This is a genomic window from Pseudoalteromonas sp. SR44-5, from assembly GCF_014163675.1.
Classification (GTDB): domain Bacteria; phylum Pseudomonadota; class Gammaproteobacteria; order Enterobacterales; family Alteromonadaceae; genus Pseudoalteromonas; species Pseudoalteromonas rhizosphaerae.
Genome location: NZ_JACJDT010000057.1, coordinates 1 through 19842, shown reverse-complemented (window position 1 = coordinate 19842; position 19842 = coordinate 1). Strand labels below are relative to the sequence as shown.

Sequence of the window (19842 nt, the reverse complement as noted above, 5' to 3'; positions counted from 1 at the left end):
ATGGCACTCCGTTAAGTTATCCCTTAATAGCCATTGACGTTTTATTATTTTTGGATATTCCATTTTACTCTCACTAAACAGGTTATTTAAGCACTTAGCTGATCTTTTATACCCACAGCCCCTAGCATCTCACCATCCAATAGCTTTAGTTGCCTTGTAGCCATATCACAGTAACGCGGGTCATGTGTCACCATGCAAATAGTGGTGCCGGCTGCATGTAGCTCACTTAATACGTGCATAATTTGATCTCCCGATTTTGAGTCTAAATTACCCGTTGGCTCATCAACTAATAATATTGCCGGTTCAGTCACCAGCGCTCGGGCTATCGCCACGCGTTGTTGCTGTCCTCCTGATAATTGGTTAGGTTTATGACTCATACGATGCCCAAGCCCTACTTTTTCAAGGCACGCTTTTACTTTTTCAGCAATTATTTGCTTGTTTGGTTTACAGTGGTGATAACGCAGTGGTAATGCCACGTTGTCAAACACACTTAACTCGTCAATTAAATTAAACGATTGAAAAATAAATCCTATTTTTGCATTGCGAATTTCAGCAGCCTGATTTAGCGAAAGTGCAGAGACGTCTTTACCGTCAATTAAATATTCACCGCTGGTTGGCATATCAAGTAAACCCAATAATGAAAGTAATGTTGATTTACCACAGCCAGATGGCCCCGATATCGACAAGTATTCACCGCGATAAATACACAAATCAATACTACGCAGTGCATAGGTTTGTAACTCTTGGGTTTCAAATACCTTACTAATTCCTTTCATTGCTAATACGACATCGGCTTGGGTGTTCGTTATTTTTTGCTCTGTCATTATTTTTGTCCTGTTCATTAGTTAATTAGAATTTCGCTATTGCTGCGAGTAAGGTTGGTTAAATCTGAAATAATTAATTGCTGATCTAACTGTGCGCCGCTTAGTATTTCGATAAAGCGCCCAGCCTCGCGACCAAATTTGATATCAACCAAGCGTGCGCTTTGCTGCTGTGAGTTTACCTGATACAGCTCTCTTACACTGTGCGGTTTTACGTTTGCTGGGCGCTCGATATAAGTAACATCTTTTAGCTGTGCGACCTTAATATTGGCATCGACTGTTAATTGCGGCCGAACATTTTCAGGGAGCTCTTTAGGCAACGATAACTCTACCTCTACTGTATTATTACTCACCACAGGGCTGATGCGTGACACCTTTGCCATAACAACACCGCGGCGTGTATCTACTTCTGCGAGCTGCCCTAACCGAATATCATCTACTTGATTTTGTGGTACTTGAATAATTGCAATTAACGAATCAACCGAGCCGATAAGCGCAATTTCTTGCCCTGCATTTACGCTTTGCCCAAGCTCAATCGGTAAACGCTGTAATACCCCATCCATTCCCGCTACTACAGATAGATTGGCCAATTGTGTTTGTGCCATAACTACTAACCCTTGTTGCTGTTTAATTTGCTCAAGCTGAATGTTTTCAGATTCTATGTGTACGGCTTTTAGTTGCTCTGAACGTTGCTTAGCTATTGCTAATTGCTGGCGAAGTTGTTGCTCGTCTAACACGCTACGCTGATAATTAAGCGTTGAGACTATGCCCTGTTCAACCAAACTGGTTTCAGCTTTTAATTTTAGTTTGGCATTTTCGTAAGCGGCATGGCTTTGTGCCACATGAGAGCGCTCGTTTAATAACTCGCGAGTATTGTTTAATCTTAACTGGCGTAAGTTAGCATTGAGTTTATTAAGTTCTTGCTGCGCATTTTCGAGCTGTTGCTCAAGCGCTGGATTGGCTAACTGCACAATCACTGAGTCACTGGTCACTATTGCGCCTGGTTTTAATAAAATAGCCTGCACAGTGGCCAACGTTTTTGCCGTAAGCAATTGCTGCTGCGCAGATTTAAGTTCACCATAACCTGTAACCGTAATCGCAAGCGCGCCTTGGCGTACATCACTAATAATAATATTACTGCGCGATACTGACACACCTACTTGACTGCTGCGCTGATAAATCACTGCCACAATTAAAATAACAGCCAGTAATAAAATTAGCTTATGCCAAAGCGATAACTGCTTGACTACTTTTGTTTTTACTATGTCCATATTGCACCGCATTATGCTTTGTATATCTAAGCTATAGCGAAACACGTGCCAACATTAAAAATCAATAAATACAAACAATTACAAGTATGTACTATTTAAAAATTCTTATTGAGCGGCGATACCGGACTCCTCAGTATCAATTTGAGACTGGCCCTAGTTAAAGGCTTTCACTTCGACAGACACGCTAACCCAAAATCGGACGCAAGCAGTCCGTAATCGGACTGGAACACCTACTGAAATCACCTTTAAATAGCTAACAAGCTGAAATACAAAAATAAAATCACTGGCATAGAAATCGCTATACGCTACAATCAACCTGTGCTTATTCACCTATTTGGAAGTTTATGCCTGCCACTATTTTGATCATTGAAGATAGCCCCGAAATCCGCCTAAGCGCGCGCTTTATTTTAGAAGATAACGGCTACCAAGTGCTCGAATGCGACTCACCTTTTAGCGCGCAAGCAGTAGTTAAAGATAGCCAAGCGATTGACCTTATTTTGCTCGATATGAATTTTACCCGCGACACCACATCAGGTGACGAAGGTTTGGCGTTTTTACAGCACTTACATAAACAACAGTTAGATATCCCTGTCATCGCAATGACTGCGTGGTCGAGCGTAGATCTAGCGGTTCGCGCTATGCAACACGGTGCGTGTGACTTTATTGAAAAGCCATGGCAAAACCAGCGCTTATTAAAATTGCTCGATCAGCAACTCACACTTAAAAAGTTAAACAAACAAAATCAAAAGTTGCTGCAACAGCTTAACGATCGTGCCTCGCCTGCATTTGTGTATCAGTCACACGCTATGCAACAACTGATAAGTCAGTTAGCTAAGGTGGCTAAAACCGATGCTAACATTTTACTAACCGGTGAAAATGGTACGGGTAAGAGCCAATTAGCACAATGGCTTCATCAGCAGTCAACGCGCCATACACAACCGTTTATTGCAGTGAATATGGGGGCTATTGTTGAATCGTTATTTGAAAGCGAAATGTTTGGTCATAAAAAAGGTGCGTTTACTGATGCTAAAAATGAGCGCATTGGCCGCTTTGAACTGGCCGATAACGGCAGTTTATTTTTAGACGAAATAGCCAATATACCACTACCACAACAAGCAAAATTATTACGGGTACTCGAAAGCCAAGAGTTTGAGATGGTTGGCGCGAGTCACACTAAAAAAACCAATGTACGCTTGATCAGTGCCACCAATGGCGATATTGCCACACTGATAAAACAAGGCCAGTTTAGAGAAGATTTATACTATCGGATAAACACTTTGGAGTTTGTAATACCGCCACTACGCGAACGCATTGAAGATATAGTTCCTTTGTGCGAGCACTTTATAAATTTACATGCTAAAAAATACTCAAGCACCATACTTACATTGAGTGAATGCGCTAAACAGGAATTAAACCACTATACTTGGCCGGGCAATGTACGCGAGCTAAGCCATGTGATTGAACGGGCAATATTGTTAGCAACAACCGACACATTGACCGCCGATGACTTAAACCTGCACAGCAGTCAAATCAATAACACATTACCACTAATGACACTAGAGCACGCAGAGCGCCAATTAATTGATTTAGCCCTCAAGCAGACCCAAGGCCATATTCCTAACGCCGCTAAATTATTAGGTTTAGGTAAATCTTCTATGTATCGTCGCCTTGAAAAATACGGGATTACCGTATGAAAAGCAGTATGACACTTAGTTGTCTTTATCACTCATCGCTGGAACGCAGTTTAATTGGCTTTGCATTTTTTAGTAGCACTTTAGCAGCGTTGGGGTGCTATTTTATTGGCCAATATTTTGCTTTATCTGTTGTTACTTCTGCCGTTATCTCAATCCTATTTTTAGCTATTTATCTTAAGCTGTTTATTCGTACCTATAAAAAAGTGATCAACAGCTTTAACCGCAATTACGCCCACCTAGATGCCATTTTAAACGAAGATTATAACCAGCTCGTTAAGCCCAGCTATCAGGCGGGGAGTATTCACCAATTACAACAAAGCTTGATTGAGTTAAGTGAAGAGTTATTTAAAAAGAAGTCGCGATACGATCAGCATGTTTTTTTGGTGTACCAATTAATTGAGCATTTTAATGTGCCGATCATGGTGCTCGATCAATATAATAAGCTCAGTTATGCCAATAATGCGTTTAGCGAATTTAAACAGACTCAATGGCAAACCTTACGCTATGCAAGCGCTGAACAATTAGGGCTTACAAAGCAAGACGCACATTGGCAATTTAGCGATGTTATTACAGCCCAGCAATGGCAAATACGCCACAGTGAATTTATAGAGCAAGGCAGCTGTCATCAACTTATTGTTATGATCGACATCACCTCAGCCCTTCGCGAAAGCCAACTGCAAGCATGGCAGCAAATTATTCGCGTACTCGGTCACGAAATTCGCAACTCACTCACACCAGTTACTGCAATGGCTGAAAATCTCGCCGTGAAGCTCACCGAGCCACGACAAATACAAGCACTTAATGTTATAAGTGAGCGCTGTAATTATCTTAATGAATTTGTCACGCGCTATGGCGATATAAATAAACCACTGGCACTTAATATAGTAGCAATAGACACCGACACATTTTTAAAACAAGTGTGCGCAATATACCCTGACGTTGCATTTAGCTGCGTAACAGACGCCGCAACTTTTAAGGCCGACCGCACGTTTATTCATCAAGTCATGATCAATCTAATAAAAAATGCCATCGAAGCAAGCACCCCGCCCGTTAAAGTAACATTAGGTGTGCATAAGCAAGGAAAAGTAAGCTGCATCACCATTGATGATAACGGCCAAGGCCTTGCCAACCCCGATAACATATTCGTGCCGTTTTACACCACTAAACAACAAGGTCAAGGGATTGGTCTAAGCTTTTGTCGCAACGTGATAGAGCAGCATCATGGTAGTTTGAGCTTAGCGAATAAAGAAAAACACCAAGGTGCAGTCGCAACAATACTATTGCCAGTGTAGCTAGCTTCGAAAAGAAATACTAAAAAGAACATTTAGTTTAATCAGCGAATACTTTGTAAAAGCAGCCCCTATTCTAAAAAACAACGATAAAAAAACCTGTACGCCCTCAAACTCAACTTCATGTAATACGCTGTAATATGTCTTTTGTGGTGGTCATTCTACAATTTCACTCGGTTACTTAGTATCCATATAACAGTGCGAATGCAATCTACAAAAGGAACAAGAAAATGTCTGATGAAAGCTTATATCTCGTTAAATTACAATTTCAATCTGGTGTTGTTGGTGGTGGCTCTATGGAAATTCAGTTTGCTGTAGATCCAAAAACAGGTTCATTAAATGGTCGAGCGAATGGCAGCATCCAAGAAGGAACGCAGCATTCACCTCATTTCACCGCTAGCGCATCGGGCCATATGCATGCAACTGGCTATAATGATGTAACTAAAGTTGGCGCGCTAACAGGTCAAGCAGTGGTGTCTTTTCCACCACCTGCAATTGGTAGTTACCAGTCACCTTTTACGGCAAGCTTTGGCGTTGATAACCAATGGAATGGCAAAGGCAGTTTTTCAGTGGGTGATAATACCTACCAATGCAAAGTGAGTCTAATCGACTAAGCTGATTAAAAATAGTTTTTCTATTAAATGGCATTCAATCCAGTTGAATGTCATTTAATAATTCACCAAGCAGCGTCATTACTACCCTTCTTCAAGCTCTCGCCAAAGCTTATGGCTTAGCACTTTATTTCAGGCATAAAAAACCGACCAATTTGGTCCGCTTCACGTTTATAAAAACGTTGAAAAACAGTGTCGACTTGCTTTGCTATGATTTAATTAGGATTGCCTAACTTTTTTATCATTTGTTTAAGCCTTTGTATTCATTTAACTAGGCATTCATATAACTAGCTTTAGTAGCAAAACTTCAATAGAAGAATCTTCAACAAAGCGCTTAATGACTTAAAGCATTTCCTTCTTAACTTTACCTACGTTTGGTCCATTCAAGTTAACCATCTGATATAATCGCATAAAATATTAAGGAAAATTAGTGATGAAACTAAAAACAACAGCTGTCTGCCTTTTAACCTTACTACTTTCTGCCTGTGGTGGGGGAAGTAGCTCTGAAGAACAACAAAAAGCAGCAAATAACAAACCTACTATAGCGGGTGAGTTCAGTTTTGAACTCGCTGCGGGATCTAGTTTAGAACATGCACTTACTGTAAGCGATAAAGACAACGACACAGTAACTGTCTCTGTAATAAACAAACCTGATTGGCTAAGCTATGAACTAAGTGAAAATACACTAACGCTCAGTGCTTCGCCTACTTTTTTTGACATAGCTGAACATCAAGTCGACCTATCAATTAGTGATGGTAAAGAGTCGAACCAGTTTAACCTAAGTATTGACGTTCACTATGATGCCGTTAACTTTCCTGGCGAAGCAATTACACTTGCAGATAAAGAATTAATCGGCACGTGGACTACAGCTGACTCTAGCTCACTATTTCATTTTTCAGCTGACCAAACAGGTTTTGCAAAAATTGACAGTGACAACTTTATGTTTAACTGGAATAACCCAGATGATGTTGAACTGCATACTCAAGAGTTTGAATGCATTGCAAATTGCATGCGTTCAAAGTTTATACCTCTCGAGATTTTAGCTAAGAAAGCTAATTCTATCCTAGCTAAAAAGTACATAAGTGAAACCGAATTCACTTGGCTTACCCTGATTAAAGGCGAGAAAAAAGCGCTTAGTTTTGATACTTATAGCGATCAACGCCAAGAGCAAACACTTAGACTAAGCCAACTAGGTAATGAAGAAGGCGTCAAATATACTTTCTTTGCCAATGTAGCGATTAAAGCAGAAGGTTACACTCAGTTGGCTGGATTTCACGAGAATGTAATTCTAACTGACGGTATATATCAATTTATTGAGCCTGAAGAGAAAGGTAATAGTATATTTGGGCAAGACTATACAAAAACGTTTCAAAATACTGATGGCTCATATCAACAAATCAGTTTTTCTGTTCAATTAAAACAAGCCGAACTCATTGCAAGCTTAGATGATTTTGCTGTTTTTGAAGTCACCTATCATTTTATCCCTCAAACATCTCAAGATACGGCTAATTGGCCTGAGCTTGAAAAAGAGCTTGTTGATCGCAAAACCTATAAAGTATTTAGAGGTGTTGCAGAGGCGCCAGTTCCTGAATTTTCAGCGGGTGATGTGTTATTCGGCTTATCTCCATTGTATTCAAGTGTGCAATTAGCTGATGGAAGTTCCTTTAAAATAATCAATGCACCTATCACGGTTGATTCAGAAACTTCAGGACATTACTCAGTGAAAGACGCACTTACTGGTGAAGAGTCTACTTATGATATTACGTTCAGCAACTTGGGCGATACTTTAGAATTCACCATAGGTATTGAAACTAGAAATGTACGCTATGTAAAACTCTACGATAATCGCATTGCTACTGTAGACGATTTTTACTCCAGCAAAAAACAATCAAGCTACTCTTACGCTAATCTAGCCCAAGCAGATACTACCTATAATGCGACTCAAGAAGATTATATGAAAACCTTCTATGTTAACGATTTAAACTTGTTAAATAACAACAAACATGCCGTTATAGAACCTCACGATAACGGTACAGCCATTGTTTATAGCGGTGGTATTTTTGGCCCTAATGGCCGTTGGCAGTTTGAAGAAGACAATAGCATGAGCTTCGTAACTCCTTGTAGTCAAGATGAAACAATAAGCAGTTGTATCGATAATTCTGAAGAAGTTGATGTGATCAACTACAAACTTTTCAAAAAGGAAAAAGCCGGCTATTGGTTTTTAAGGTCTCATAGCAACCAAGACAAATACTCAGATGGAAAAATAGCCCAATCAGTAACACAAAGTATTCAATTCTTAAAACTATGCGATAGCGTCTGTATATACAGAAGTAATTAACTAAAAATCAAACGATTAATGCAGATTATACGGTATTAATCGTTTGCCACATCATATGGCTATAAACTAACAACTGACCACTTTATTTCAGGCATAAAAAAACCCCGACCAATGTGGTCAGGGTTATTAAAAGTGGTACCAGCGGCCGGACTTGAACCGGCACGCCTTGCGGCAGGGGATTTTGAATCCCCCATGTATACCAATTTCATCACGCTGGCATCATTTTTCTTTAACCTTCTAACATGAGAAGATAAAGAAAAACCACTTTAGAGCTAGGACTTATCAAGCTGTCTTTGTCTCTATGCCATGCATTATACAAACAATAAGAGGAGCAGCAAGCGTTTTTTACAAAACCACGATCAACCGCTTAACAATTGAGCAACCATTAACATTCACTCATAAAAGCTACTAACTGTGCGGCTAGTATTTGTCTCGCTATTTGCTAAACTAGCGCGCATATTAACTTTGTGAGTTTGTTTATGTCTGCTGAATTTCCGCGTGCGAGCTTTTGGCGTCGCTTTGCCTCTTTAATTTACGACTCTTTAGTTGTGATTTCGCTATCTATGCTTACTGCCATACTTTACTTTGCAGCCATTCAGGGGTTAATTGGCTTAGATCTAATTATGCAGACAGAAGATCCGGCCGCCTTAATTCAGGACTCTCCATTGCTGTACGGTATTCGCAGTGCATTATTCGTTGGTGTAAATATTATATTTTTTGTCTATTTTTGGACTAAGAGTGGCCAAACGATTGGTATGCGCGCATGGCGTTTAAAAGTACAAACTCGCGATGGTAAGCTAATTAGTTGGCCACAAGCCGTTATTCGCAGCGTAACCGCATTACTTGGCTTAGGTAATTTAGTGGTATTAGTTGATTTTAAAAACAAACGAGCGCTGCAAGATTACCTGTCTAAAACCGAGGTTGTTGCGCTAACAAAAGAAGAAAACAAACGAATTTATCGTTCTTTAGATTAGCAATGAGGAGCTAGGCTGCTAGCTCCCCGTTATCAATTTCGCTTATTAAGCAAGTAAGTCGCAAAACCTATAAATATTATGCTTGGTAAAGTCGCCCCGATTATCGCAGGGATTTGATACACCATCACCACAGGACCAAATATTTCATTGGTTAGGTGAAATGCAATACCGGTTACTACACCCATTACAATCCGCGCGCCCATCGTCACGGTACGCAGTGGGCCAAATATAAACGACAGCGCCACTAATAACATCACCGCTATCGATACTGGCTGCATAATCTTACGCCATAAAGCAAGCTCGTAGGTGCTAGTATCTTGCTCATTTTGTTTCAAATAACCTAAATATGACCACAACCCTGTAAATGACAGAGACTCTGGTTTTACCGATACGACACCCAGCTTTTCAGCTGTAAGTTGTGATTCGTAAAACTCTTCTTTTTGCTGCTGTGTGCTGATCAACTCTTCACTGAGTTGCACTTTATTTACATCTCGAAGTAACCAACCGTCTTTACGGCCTACCGCTTCGCGAGCTTTAGTAATTTGTGTAAGTTGTAGTGAACTATCAAAATGATACATGTTCACGCCATGTAATACGCCGTTTTGGTCAACATCTTCTATATTAATAAAGTTATTGCCATCTTTGGCCCATACACCTTGCTGAGCGTTAAATACATCACCACCATGTATTGCTTGATTACGCATTTCTTTCGCTTTAAGTTGTGTCGCTGGTGCGCCCCACTCGCCTAATGCCATCATACAAAGCGCCATAAATATTGCGGTTTTCATTACTGAGAGAATAATTTGCAAACGCGACATACCGGCGGCTTGCATCACCACCAGTTCACTATTTGATGCAAGTGCCCCAAGCCCCGTTAAGCCACCAATTAAAGCGGCCATTGGGAAGAACACCACAAGATCATCAGGCATGCTATATAAGGTATATAGCAAAGCAGTTCCAATATCATAGCTACCGCGACCGACTGATTTAAGCTGCTCAATAAATTTAATCAGGGTACTGATCCCAACTAAGACCATCAAAGCAAAACCGGTGGTTTGTAAAACACTGCGGCCTAAATACCAATCAAGCGTTTTCATCATGCGCCTAACTCCCGCTTAGTTAATACTGCTTTTAACCATGCGCCGAGCGGTCGCCCTTTGATAATCAAAAAGCCGCCAATAAATAAAGCGCTTAAATGGATCCACCACAGGCCAATTGAAGGCGGAATTTTACCATCCTCAATCGCAAACTTTGCAGCATTCAATAAGATGAAATAACCTAAATACAAGCTGATGGCAGGCACTAATTTGGCAAACTTACCTTGGCGCGGATTAACGACACTCAGCGGTACTGCTAATAAAGTAAGTAGTGGAATAGAAAGCGGTATAGCAAGACGCCACTGCCACTGAGCAATCGCATCTGTCGTTTTCATCGCAAACAGATCAATGGTCGGCACAGCTTCAAGTTTACGGCGTTGATGTTCTATTTCTTGCTCACGGATTTGTACACTATAGCCATCAAATTCGGTTAAATTTAGCGCAGGGGTTTTGCCGTCGGTTTCGTAACGCTTACCGTCACTGAGCACCAATTGCTGCTCACCGCTTTCTTGCTCGATCACTACACCCCGCTGCGCATATACTAACCGTGCGAGATTATCTTTTTCGCTGTCTGGTAGTTGCGCTACAAATACTTTGTGTAGTTCTTTGCCGCCTTTTTCGATGTTATGAATAAACACCACCGCTTTTTCGTTACCTGTTTGTTGAAAGCGCCCAGCCCGCAGCGCTGATAACCCGGCATCCGCTTTGGCTTGTTCTTTCAATTGATATTCTTGCTCACTCGCCCATGGGGCTATATATAAAGTCAGTACTCCTGCCAATAGCGCCAATACCACACTAGAAACTAAGGTTACACGCACTACGTACCATTCACTAACACCACAGGCTTTGAGAACGGTCATTTCACTGTCGGCATAAATGCGACTATAGGCGAGAATAATCCCTAAAAAGATACTTAGCGGTAATATTAATGATGCCAATTGCGGTAACTTTAGTGCAATCATTGACAGCACTAACTTAGCAGGAATGCCGCCTTCAGAGGCGTCGCCAAGAATAACGACAAACTTTTGCGACAAAAAAATTGTCATCAAAGTTAAAAATACGGCGACCTGAGACTTTAAAACTTCAGTGGTCAAATAACGGAAAATTAGCAATGATCGCCCCTGTTAAACATGATGTTTTACTTCAAGAGTAAGAAAATTTGAGTAAACTTAGGGTTTTATTATATGTCATCAACATTAAATATCATACCTAGCAACTCGATATATTGTCGCATTAGTGGTATTGATGGCTACAAAAGTATAAAGTTCAAATACACATAATGAGTCAGCGTTTATAAGCTAATATTAAGCTAGTATCTGGATTTTTATTTTATTACCCTTATTTAAGGGTTAAATGACTCAAAATTAGGAGTGACAATGGAATTTAGCGTAAAAAGTGGTAGTCCTGAAAAGCAACGTAGCGCATGTATTGTAGTTGGCGTTTATGAGCCACGTCGTTTATCCCCCATTGGTGAACAACTCGATAAAATCAGTGATGGTTATATCTCTAATTTATTGCGTCGCGGCGACCTTGAAGGCAAGCCGGGACAAGTGCTGTTATTGCATCATGTACCCAATGTGTTAAGTGAACGCATACTATTGGTCGGCTGTGGTAAAGAGCGCGAGCTAGACGACAAACAATACAAACAAATTATTTCAAAAACTATCAATACCCTAAATGAAACTGGGTCGATGGAAGCGGTATGCTTTTTAACTGAGCAACATGTTAAAAGTCGCGACACCTACTGGAAAGTCCGCCAAGCGGTCGAAACCACCCAAGACTGCTTGTACACATTTAACCAATTAAAAAGCAAAAAAAGTGACCCGCGTCGCCCGCTGCGTAAAATTGTGTTTAACGTACCAACTCGCCGCGAACTTACCATTGGTGAAAGCGCCATTGAACATGGCCTAGCGATTGCTGCAGGTAGTAAGTTATGTAAAGACGTAGCGAACATGCCACCAAACATCTGTAATCCTGCATATTTAGGTGAACAAGCGCAAGAACTTGCAGCTAACTTTGACAACGTTACGGTTGATATAATTGGCGAAGATAAAATGGCAGAGTTAGGTATGAATTCATACTTAGCAGTTGGTCGTGGTAGTGATAACGAATCTATTATGTCGGTAATTAACTACCAAGGCGGCGCGAAAGATCAAGCCCCAATCGTGCTAGTTGGTAAAGGTTTAACCTTTGACTCAGGTGGTATTTCACTCAAACCAGGCGAAGCCATGGATGAAATGAAATACGACATGGGCGGTGCAGCCGGTGTTATTGGCGCAATGCGTGCTTTGGTGCAAATGCAATTACCGATTAACGTAATTGGTGTACTCGCAGGTTGTGAAAACATGCCAAGCTCGAATGCTTATCGTCCGGGTGATATTTTGACCACTATGTCAGGGCAAACAGTTGAAGTACTAAATACCGACGCTGAAGGCCGCCTAGTATTATGTGATGCACTCACTTATGTCGAGCGCTTTGAACCTGAAACCGTGATTGATGTCGCTACTTTAACTGGCGCTTGTATTGTTGCCCTTGGCGCTCATGCAACGGGGTTATTATCTAACCACAACCCACTGGCACATGACTTGTTAAAAGCATCTGAGCAAAGTGGCGACCGTGCGTGGCAGTTACCACTGTGGGATGATTATCAAGATCAACTAGAAAGTCCATTTGCTGATTTTACTAACTTAGGCGGCCGCTCTGCGGGAACGATAACAGCAGCATGCTTCTTATCTAAGTTTACTAAAAAGTATAACTGGGCCCATTTAGATATCGCAGGCACTGCTTGGCGCAGTGGTAAAAACAAAGGCGCAACAGGTCGACCGGTGCCAATGCTTACGCAATATTTACTCAACCGTGCCGGTGTAAGCGAAACCAGCCAAGATTAAACCCCGCGTTTAACAATACATTGTAAATTTAAATAAGGCGCTTTTTAGCGCCTTATTTATTCCCCACTTATTAACGTATAAATTAGCGTATTAATTGAAGCAAAACGCGTTATATGGCAAAATCCCTGCTTTGATTTAAGTATTATTTTCAATACTGTGGGAAGCCCCGATACAATGAGCATGAACGCCCAGTTTTTCGTTCTAAAGCAACAAGATGAGTCATTAGCCAAGGCTGATGATCACTTTAGCTTAGCGGCTGATATTGCTGCTGAACAGTATCGTCTTGGTCATCGTATCTTTATTTACGTTGATGATCTTGAAATTGCCCATGCCATTGATGAAACTATTTGGTCATTCGACCCCGACAGTTTTGTGCCTCACAATCTCCAAGGTGAAGGTCCAAAAGGTGGTGCGCCCGTTGAAATAGGTACTACCCCGCCAGTCGGTAATCGTAAAGTTTTAATTAACTTGGCTGCACAATTGCCGGACTTTATTCGTCGGTTTAACCAAGTTTTTGATTTTGTGCCCGTTGAAGCCACTGCTAAACAAGCTGCCCGTGAGCGCTTTAAAAAGCTACGCCAACTCGGTGCTAATATCACCACGCAAGATATTAATAGCTAACATACCTTTTGTATAAATAGCTAACTAACTCATTTAAGTACTTATTTAAGGTTCTGTGTAATGGATAAAACCTACAATCCGCAAGATATTGAACAGTCGTTATACCAAGACTGGGAACAAAAAGGCTACTTCAAACCATCAGGTAAAGGCGATGCATATTCAATTATGATCCCGCCACCCAATGTCACTGGTAGCTTACACATGGGCCACGCTTTCCAAGACACCATTATGGATACCTTAACGCGTTTTAAACGTATGCAAGGTAATAACACATTATGGCAAGTAGGTACTGACCACGCAGGTATTGCTACGCAAATGCTGGTTGAACGTAAACTCTCTGCTGAAGAAGGTAAAACACGCCACGACTTAGGCCGTGAAGCTTTCATCGACAAAATTTGGCAGTGGAAAGAACAATCTGGCGGGACTATCACAAAACAACTTCGTCGCCTTGGCGCATCGGTTGACTGGGATCGTGAACGTTTCACAATGGATGACGGCTTATCAGAAGCCGTTAAAGAAGTGTTTGTACGCTTACACAAAGAAGATTTAATTTATCGTGGTAAGCGCCTAGTAAACTGGGATCCAAAGCTACACACGGCTATCTCTGATCTTGAAGTTGAAAACAAAGACAAACAAGGCCACATGTGGCACCTACGTTACCCATTGGCTGATGGTGTTACAACCCAAGGCGGTAAAAACTACATTGTAGTGGCAACGACTCGCCCAGAGACCATGCTTGGTGACTCAGGTGTTGCAGTAAACCCAGATGACGAACGCTATCAAGACTTGATCGGTAAAGAGATTTTACTGCCGATTGTTAATCGTCGAATTAAAATTGTTGCTGATGAACATGCCGATAAAGACAAAGGCACTGGTTGTGTAAAAATCACGCCAGCACACGACTTTAACGATAACGAAGTTGGTAAACGTCATCAAATGCCGTTGATCAATATCTTCGATAAAGATGCCGCAATTCTAAGCCAAGGCGAAACCTACACCTTTGATGGTAAAGAGCTTGAGTTTGATGCACCAATTCCTGAGCGCCTGCATGGTCTTGACCGCTTCGATGCACGTAAAGCAATTGTGGCTGAATTTGAACAGTTAGGCCTACTTGAAAAGATTGAAGATCACGCTCTAACCGTACCTTACGGCGACCGCTCTGGTGTGGTTATTGAACCGCTACTTACTGACCAATGGTATGTACGTGTTGCACCACTGGCTGAGCCTGCAAAAGACGCAGTAAAAAATGGCGATATTCAATTTGTACCTAAGCAATACGAGAACATGTATTTCTCGTGGATGAACGACGTACAAGATTGGTGTATTTCGCGCCAGTTATGGTGGGGTCACCGCATTCCTGCTTGGTACGACAGCGAAGGCAACGTTTTTGTTGGCCGTGATGAAGCAGAAGTACGTCGTGAAAACAACATTGCTGATAGCGTAACACTTAGCCAAGACGAAGATGTACTCGATACCTGGTTCTCATCAGCACTTTGGACTTTTTCAACCCAAGGCTGGCCTGCGAACACAGATGATTTGAAAACTTTCCACCCGTCTGACGTATTGGTAACTGGTTTTGATATTATCTTCTTCTGGGTAGCGCGCATGATCATGATGACCATGCATTTCATCAAAGATGATAACGGCAAGCCACAAGTGCCCTTTAAAACGGTTTACGTTACGGGTCTTATTCGCGATGAAAATGGCGATAAAATGTCAAAATCTAAAGGTAACGTACTTGATCCAATCGATATGATTGACGGTATCGACCTTGAAAGCTTAGTAACAAAACGCACCAGTAACCTGATGCAAGAAAAAGTTGCTAAGAAAATCGAAAAAGATACTCGTAAAACCTTTGATAACGGCATTGAAGCCCACGGTACAGATGCACTGCGCTTTACTTTAGCGGCAATGGCATCGACTGGTCGTGACATCAACTGGGATATGAACCGCCTTGAAGGTTACCGCAACTTCTGTAATAAGTTATGGAACGCCAGCCGTTATGTACTAATGAACACCGAAGAGCAAGATTGTGGCTTTACAAATGATGCAGTTAAAGAGTACTCACTTGCTGATCGTTGGATCTTAGGCCAATTTGAAGCAACTGTTAAAACCTATACTGAGCACTTAGATAACTACCGTTTTGACCTTGCAGCAAATACGCTTTATGAGTTCACTTGGAACCAATTTTGCGATTGGTACTTAGAGCTGACTAAGCCTGTATTATTCAAAGGCAATGAAGCACAACAACGTGGTACGCGTCATACACTGATCACTGTGCTTGAAAGCCTACTGCGCTTAATGCACCCAATGATGCCATACATTACCGAAACGATTTGGCAACGTGTTGCGCCACTGGCAGGTCTTGAAACAGCGAACACTAGTATCATGGTACAAGCCTTCCCTGTTTACAATGAAGCTAACGTTGATGCAAAAGCAATGGATGATTTAGAGTGGGTTAAGCAATTCATTTTAGCTATTCGTAACATTCGTGGTGAAATGGATATTAGCCCAAGCAAGCCGTTATCAGTATTACTAGCAAATGCATCTGCGGATGATGTACGTCGTATTGAAGAAAATAAATCTTTCTTAGCATCACTTGCTAAAATTGAAGAATTTACGCTGCTTGATAACAAAGATGACGCACCTGCATGTGCAACATCTTATGTTGGTAACCTTGAGATCATGATCCCAATGGCAGGTCTAATCGATGTTGACGCCGAACTTGCACGTATTGCTAAGCAGCTTGAAAAAGCCGAAAAAGGCCTAGCTCAAGTGCAAAATAAACTAGCAAACGAAAAGTTTGTTAACAATGCACCTGAAGCAGTCCTTGCTAAAGAAAATGAGAAGCTTGCAGAGTTCTCAGATGCGAAAGCAAAACTACTTGAGCAAAAAGCCAAGATCGAAAGCTTGTAACTAGATGCGGGGAACCCCGCACAGCTAGACAAAAAAAAGCCGCGTTAATAAATAACGCGGCTTTTTATTTGCGCGGGATAAACCCGCGCCTACAAATTAAAACGTGTAGTTATACTGCGCACCAAATAAGTATGCATGGCCTTTTGATTCAAAGCCCCACTGCTGACCTAAGCCATCAGATTCAGTAAAGTTTTGTGTTTTACCACGGAGAATACTCATACCAATATCTAGGTTTGCTTGTTCGCTCATGGTGTAGTTAACACCAAACGAGTACCAAAAACGGTCAGTATCAGGGATAGAAATTGACAGGTGTTTTTGATCGGCTGGTGATTCATCATAAGCAATACCAGCACGTAATAGTACAGCATCGTTAAACTGATAATCGCCACCGATTGAGTAACGCATTGAGTTTGAGAAGTGCTCATCTTTAGAGAATACAGGTGTATCTTTGCCTGGAACATAAGCTTCTAGCTTTTGGAAGCTATCCCAACCAGTCCATAATACACTGTAGTGTAAGCCTGTTTTCTCATCTAACTGGTGTGTACCAGAGAACTCAGCAATCGCAGGGAGAGTGATTTCAACACTTCCAGGTACACTTACGCCAGCTAGGCCACCGATTTGTGCAGGTAATTGGTTAGAAAACTCGCCATCAAATGTGATATCTGTCTCGCTACGATAGTTAAAACCAAAGCGACTATTTTCATCAATCTGATAGCTAGCTCCTAAGTTCCAACCAAAGCCAGTATCATCGCCTTCTAAATGTACTGCTTGAGTTTGTGCTGGTAAACCTAATGGATTGGCACCAAAGTTACGAATGATTTTCGCATCTGCATAAACATAGTTTAAGCCAAGGCCAACACTAAATTGCTCATTGATTTTGTATGAACCACTAACGTTCATATTTACAGTAACAATCTCTGTTTCACCAGCAAGCTGGCCTGCAGGGTAATCTGCTTCAAATTCAGTTGATAAACCAAAATTTGAAAACGCACCAAAACCAACAGCAAACTTGTCATCGATAGGCATTACAAAATAACCTGCAGGAACAAAAGCTGCTGGCGCAATACTGCTGTCGTTTAGTTGACCTGGGTTAACTGATTGATTACTAGCTTCAGTGCCACGAAGGCTGACATCTGGAATGACAGCAATACCTGCAATGCTTAACTGCTGCTCTTTAAATACAGACATAAGAGCTGGATTACGCGCAACAACAGAGGCATCATCAGCCACTGCTGCTTCACCAGCATATGCACGCCCTAAACCTGAGGCATTTTGCTCTGCTAGCTGGAAAGCCGCTGCAAACGTATCTGCAGACATAACAGCAAGTGATGCTGCAATTAAAGTTTTTGTAAATTTCATTGTGTTTCCTTAACCAAACTAAATGTTTGGGTTCCCATGTGTTGTCTCTAATTATTAGGAGTAAGTTACTTCAAAACCTTAGCACAGTACCTTACTTTTAAATAAAAAACTGTAACAAAGCGTTAAAAAACACCATAAAAACCATTTTTTAACAGCAAAGTAACAGTTTTTTAAAACTCATCGGATAAGTTACAATAAAACTTACTTGCAATTAATTATCATTTAGATTGACTTACTTGATCAGCACTATTAGACTGCCAAACAAGACTAGCAAAGGAGATGAAGCGGTGGAAATAGGATTAATTATTGCTGCGTTGGCTTTTTGTGGGATAAGTGTATATTGCTTTTGCAAAGCTAATTTTTGTGCCTGCACCAGAGCTGGCGAATGCGATAACCCTGTTAACCATTATTGGTTAGGTGCCATTGTCTGTGCTTTAGTCGCACTAGTATGCTGCTGTAGTGCGTTACATTCAGAAAATGGGACTTTATTGTGGCTACTATTAATGGTGAGTTGCTTCAGTGGTGCGCTATTATCGGCTAAGCAATCAACTAAAAAACACTGTGACAAAGCAATAACTAAAAAACCGCTTAAACCAACAGATGCTCTTTTAACAAACGAGCCAAATTAAGCTGATAATCTAATGGTTTGATACTCGCTAAAATCTTTAAGTCATGACCTGGTGAAGTTAAATCAACATCTTTTGCCGTAATATGATGACTATGCTTAGCATTATAGAAAACTTTAACTTTAGGTTGAATGGGGTTCTGATGATTACCTTCGGTTACTAATGCCAACCGTTCATTAGTTAATTTAACAATCGTGCCGACTGGATGTACACCTAAACACTTAATAAACCGCTGTACTAGCTCGCCATCAAACATGTGTTTATTAGCAAGTAAATAGCGCAGTGCGTTGACCGGTTCATCACCTAATTGATGGGGCCTGTCCGCTGTCATGGCGTCATACACATCAACTATCGCCATAATTCGTGCTGGTCGACTAAGTTTTTCACCCAGAAGACCTCGAGGATAGCCACTGCCATCTAAGCGCTCATGGTGATTAACTATCATATCAAGCATTAATGGGGTAATGCCTTTTTCGCCTTTTACCAAGCCTAAACTTTGCGCTACATGCTTTTTAATCGCTTGCATCTCAAGTTTATTTACTTTTTCAGATTTAGAAAAAATCCCTTGTGGTAATTTAGCTTGTCCCAAATCGTGCAGCAAGGCACCCATGGCAAGCTCTTGCACAACACTTTCTTTGTAACCTAAGTACTTGGCAAATACAGTGACAAAAATAGCGCAGTTAGTCATATGTCGCCAGTTGTACATATGCTTATCTTTAATGCGGGTTAAAATAGTCATTGCATTATGATTACGAAATACCGATGCCACAATATCTTTAGCTATACCATCAAGCAGTGCGATATTCATCTTTAAGCCTGAGGTAACGTCGCCATATAAACTTTGTAAATTACGATTATGTTGCTCATAGCTCACACTCGCTTTAGCAAACTCTTGCTCAACTGAAATAACCTTTTTTATCTTTAATTTATTAGGGTTATTGGCCGTTGCAGCAGCGACTTCAGGTTTGAGCTGATATTTGGCAGGAACACTCACATCACTTTGCGTAAAATCTATCAGCAGCTCTTGAACTCCTTCGGATACCAAGCGCTTAATGATCGATTTATCGCGAACTAGGCCGCGAGTTTTGATTTTTATACTATCAACCCCCTCAAACTGCTTGCTAACACTGTCAACAAACATTCCTGGTACGAGTTCAGAAATTGGAAGGGTAATAAGCATATAAAGTGATTAATTCATTTCAAAAAATAATAATTACTGATTATCAACGATCCACTACAAATGTCTATAACAAAAGTAACGAATACGAAATAAGCACTAGGAAATGATGAATTGGTGAGTTGGTGAGTTGGTGAGTTGGCGAGTTGGCGAGTTGGCG

The 19842-nt window shown here is 41.1% G+C and carries 15 protein-coding genes and 1 tRNA gene; 9 read left to right on the top strand and 7 right to left on the bottom strand.

Annotated features, from left to right (window positions below; all coding sequences use genetic code 11):
- Window positions 1-86 precede the first annotated feature (86 nt).
- Window positions 87-824 carry an ABC transporter ATP-binding protein gene (locus H5154_RS20555; protein ID WP_145235002.1) on the bottom strand — a complete coding sequence of 246 codons (738 nt, stop codon included), beginning with the start codon at window positions 822-824 and terminating at the stop codon, window positions 87-89.
- Window positions 825-841: 17 nt separating this feature from the next.
- Entirely contained in the window at window positions 842-2092 is a 1251-nt protein-coding gene (locus H5154_RS20550; protein ID WP_182719469.1) for an HlyD family secretion protein, read from the bottom strand.
- A gap of 344 nt (window positions 2093-2436) precedes the next feature.
- Here H5154_RS20550 and H5154_RS20545 point away from each other — a divergent pair, with 344 nt between their 5' ends.
- From H5154_RS20545 to H5154_RS20530, 4 genes are all read left to right on the top strand, one after another.
- On the top strand, window positions 2437-3786 hold the full coding sequence (locus H5154_RS20545) for a sigma-54 dependent transcriptional regulator (RefSeq protein ID WP_145234997.1): 1350 nt from the start codon (window positions 2437-2439) through the stop codon (window positions 3784-3786).
- Window positions 3783-5078, top strand: a complete 1296-nt coding sequence (locus H5154_RS20540) for a PAS domain-containing sensor histidine kinase (protein WP_259398571.1) — start codon at window positions 3783-3785, stop codon at window positions 5076-5078. Before H5154_RS20545 ends, H5154_RS20540 begins: the two co-directional genes overlap by 4 nt.
- A gap of 227 nt (window positions 5079-5305) precedes the next feature.
- On the top strand, window positions 5306-5689 hold the full coding sequence (locus H5154_RS20535) for a DUF1842 domain-containing protein (protein ID WP_182719468.1): 384 nt from the start codon (window positions 5306-5308) through the stop codon (window positions 5687-5689).
- 430 nt (window positions 5690-6119) lie between these two features.
- A complete protein-coding gene (locus H5154_RS20530; protein ID WP_182719467.1) occupies window positions 6120-8024 on the top strand; it encodes a hypothetical protein in 1905 nt (634 codons plus the stop codon).
- A gap of 133 nt (window positions 8025-8157) precedes the next feature.
- Here H5154_RS20530 and H5154_RS20525 read toward each other — a convergent pair.
- Window positions 8158-8242: transfer RNA gene (locus H5154_RS20525), tRNA-Leu, on the bottom strand.
- Between the two features lie 261 nt (window positions 8243-8503).
- On the opposite strand from H5154_RS20525, the gene H5154_RS20520 reads away from it, so the two are divergent.
- Entirely contained in the window at window positions 8504-8998 is a 495-nt protein-coding gene (locus H5154_RS20520; RefSeq protein WP_182719466.1) for an RDD family protein, read from the top strand.
- Between the two features lie 32 nt (window positions 8999-9030).
- On the opposite strand, the gene lptG is transcribed toward H5154_RS20520, so the two are convergent.
- On the bottom strand, window positions 9031-10098 hold the full coding sequence (lptG, locus tag H5154_RS20515; protein WP_182719465.1) for an LPS export ABC transporter permease LptG: 1068 nt from the start codon (window positions 10096-10098) through the stop codon (window positions 9031-9033).
- The gene (gene lptF, locus H5154_RS20510) at window positions 10095-11207 is read right to left on the bottom strand and encodes an LPS export ABC transporter permease LptF (protein ID WP_149981256.1); all 1113 of its coding nucleotides are present in this window, start codon (window positions 11205-11207) and stop codon (window positions 10095-10097) included. The genes lptG and lptF overlap by 4 nt, the downstream gene beginning before the upstream one ends.
- A 264-nt stretch (window positions 11208-11471) precedes the next feature.
- Between lptF and pepA the strand changes: the two genes are divergently transcribed.
- The 3 genes from pepA to H5154_RS20495 all read left to right on the top strand — a co-directional run bounded on the left by pepA (window position 11472) and on the right by H5154_RS20495 (window position 16520).
- A complete protein-coding gene (pepA, locus tag H5154_RS20505) occupies window positions 11472-12983 on the top strand; it encodes a leucyl aminopeptidase (RefSeq protein ID WP_145234985.1) in 1512 nt (503 codons plus the stop codon).
- A gap of 174 nt (window positions 12984-13157) precedes the next feature.
- Window positions 13158-13604, top strand: coding sequence for a DNA polymerase III subunit chi (locus H5154_RS20500; RefSeq protein WP_145234983.1), 447 nt, complete (start codon window positions 13158-13160; stop codon window positions 13602-13604).
- Between the two features lie 60 nt (window positions 13605-13664).
- Complete coding sequence (locus H5154_RS20495) at window positions 13665-16520, top strand: valine--tRNA ligase (protein ID WP_182719464.1); 2856 nt, start codon at window positions 13665-13667, stop codon at window positions 16518-16520.
- 96 nt (window positions 16521-16616) lie between these two features.
- On the opposite strand, the gene H5154_RS20490 is transcribed toward H5154_RS20495, so the two are convergent.
- Window positions 16617-17879 (bottom strand): outer membrane protein transport protein, encoded by a 1263-nt coding sequence (locus H5154_RS20490; protein WP_145234979.1) that lies wholly within the window; start codon window positions 17877-17879, stop codon window positions 16617-16619.
- Window positions 17880-18166: 287 nt separating this feature from the next.
- Here H5154_RS20490 and H5154_RS23840 point away from each other — a divergent pair, with 287 nt between their 5' ends.
- Window positions 18167-18508, top strand: coding sequence for a hypothetical protein (locus tag H5154_RS23840; protein WP_259399182.1), 342 nt, complete (start codon window positions 18167-18169; stop codon window positions 18506-18508).
- Here the strand turns inward: H5154_RS23840 and H5154_RS20480 are convergent.
- Window positions 18468-19685: an HD-GYP domain-containing protein gene (locus tag H5154_RS20480; RefSeq protein ID WP_182719462.1), complete on the bottom strand. Its 1218-nt coding sequence runs from the start codon at window positions 19683-19685 to the stop codon at window positions 18468-18470. The two genes, H5154_RS23840 and H5154_RS20480, sit on opposite strands and share 41 nt — an antisense overlap.
- Window positions 19686-19842: the final 157 nt, after the last annotated feature.

Excerpts from the sequence above, each read along its gene's own strand:
- H5154_RS20555 (WP_145235002.1), bottom strand. The coding sequence starts at position 824 with ATGACAGAGCAAAAAATAACGAACACCCAAGCCGATGTCGTATTAGCA.
- H5154_RS20550 (WP_182719469.1), bottom strand. The coding sequence starts at position 2,092 with ATGGACATAGTAAAAACAAAAGTAGTCAAGCAGTTATCGCTTTGGCAT.
- H5154_RS20545 (WP_145234997.1), top strand. The coding sequence starts at position 2,437 with ATGCCTGCCACTATTTTGATCATTGAAGATAGCCCCGAAATCCGCCTA.
- H5154_RS20540 (WP_259398571.1), top strand. The coding sequence starts at position 3,783 with ATGAAAAGCAGTATGACACTTAGTTGTCTTTATCACTCATCGCTGGAA.
- H5154_RS20535 (WP_182719468.1), top strand. The coding sequence starts at position 5,306 with ATGTCTGATGAAAGCTTATATCTCGTTAAATTACAATTTCAATCTGGT.
- H5154_RS20530 (WP_182719467.1), top strand. The coding sequence starts at position 6,120 with ATGAAACTAAAAACAACAGCTGTCTGCCTTTTAACCTTACTACTTTCT.
- H5154_RS20520 (WP_182719466.1), top strand. The coding sequence starts at position 8,504 with ATGTCTGCTGAATTTCCGCGTGCGAGCTTTTGGCGTCGCTTTGCCTCT.
- lptG (WP_182719465.1), bottom strand. The coding sequence starts at position 10,098 with ATGATGAAAACGCTTGATTGGTATTTAGGCCGCAGTGTTTTACAAACC.
- pepA (WP_145234985.1), top strand. The coding sequence starts at position 11,472 with ATGGAATTTAGCGTAAAAAGTGGTAGTCCTGAAAAGCAACGTAGCGCA.
- H5154_RS20500 (WP_145234983.1), top strand. The coding sequence starts at position 13,158 with ATGAGCATGAACGCCCAGTTTTTCGTTCTAAAGCAACAAGATGAGTCA.
- H5154_RS20495 (WP_182719464.1), top strand. The coding sequence starts at position 13,665 with ATGGATAAAACCTACAATCCGCAAGATATTGAACAGTCGTTATACCAA.
- H5154_RS20490 (WP_145234979.1), bottom strand. The coding sequence starts at position 17,879 with ATGAAATTTACAAAAACTTTAATTGCAGCATCACTTGCTGTTATGTCT.
- H5154_RS20480 (WP_182719462.1), bottom strand. The coding sequence starts at position 19,685 with ATGCTTATTACCCTTCCAATTTCTGAACTCGTACCAGGAATGTTTGTT.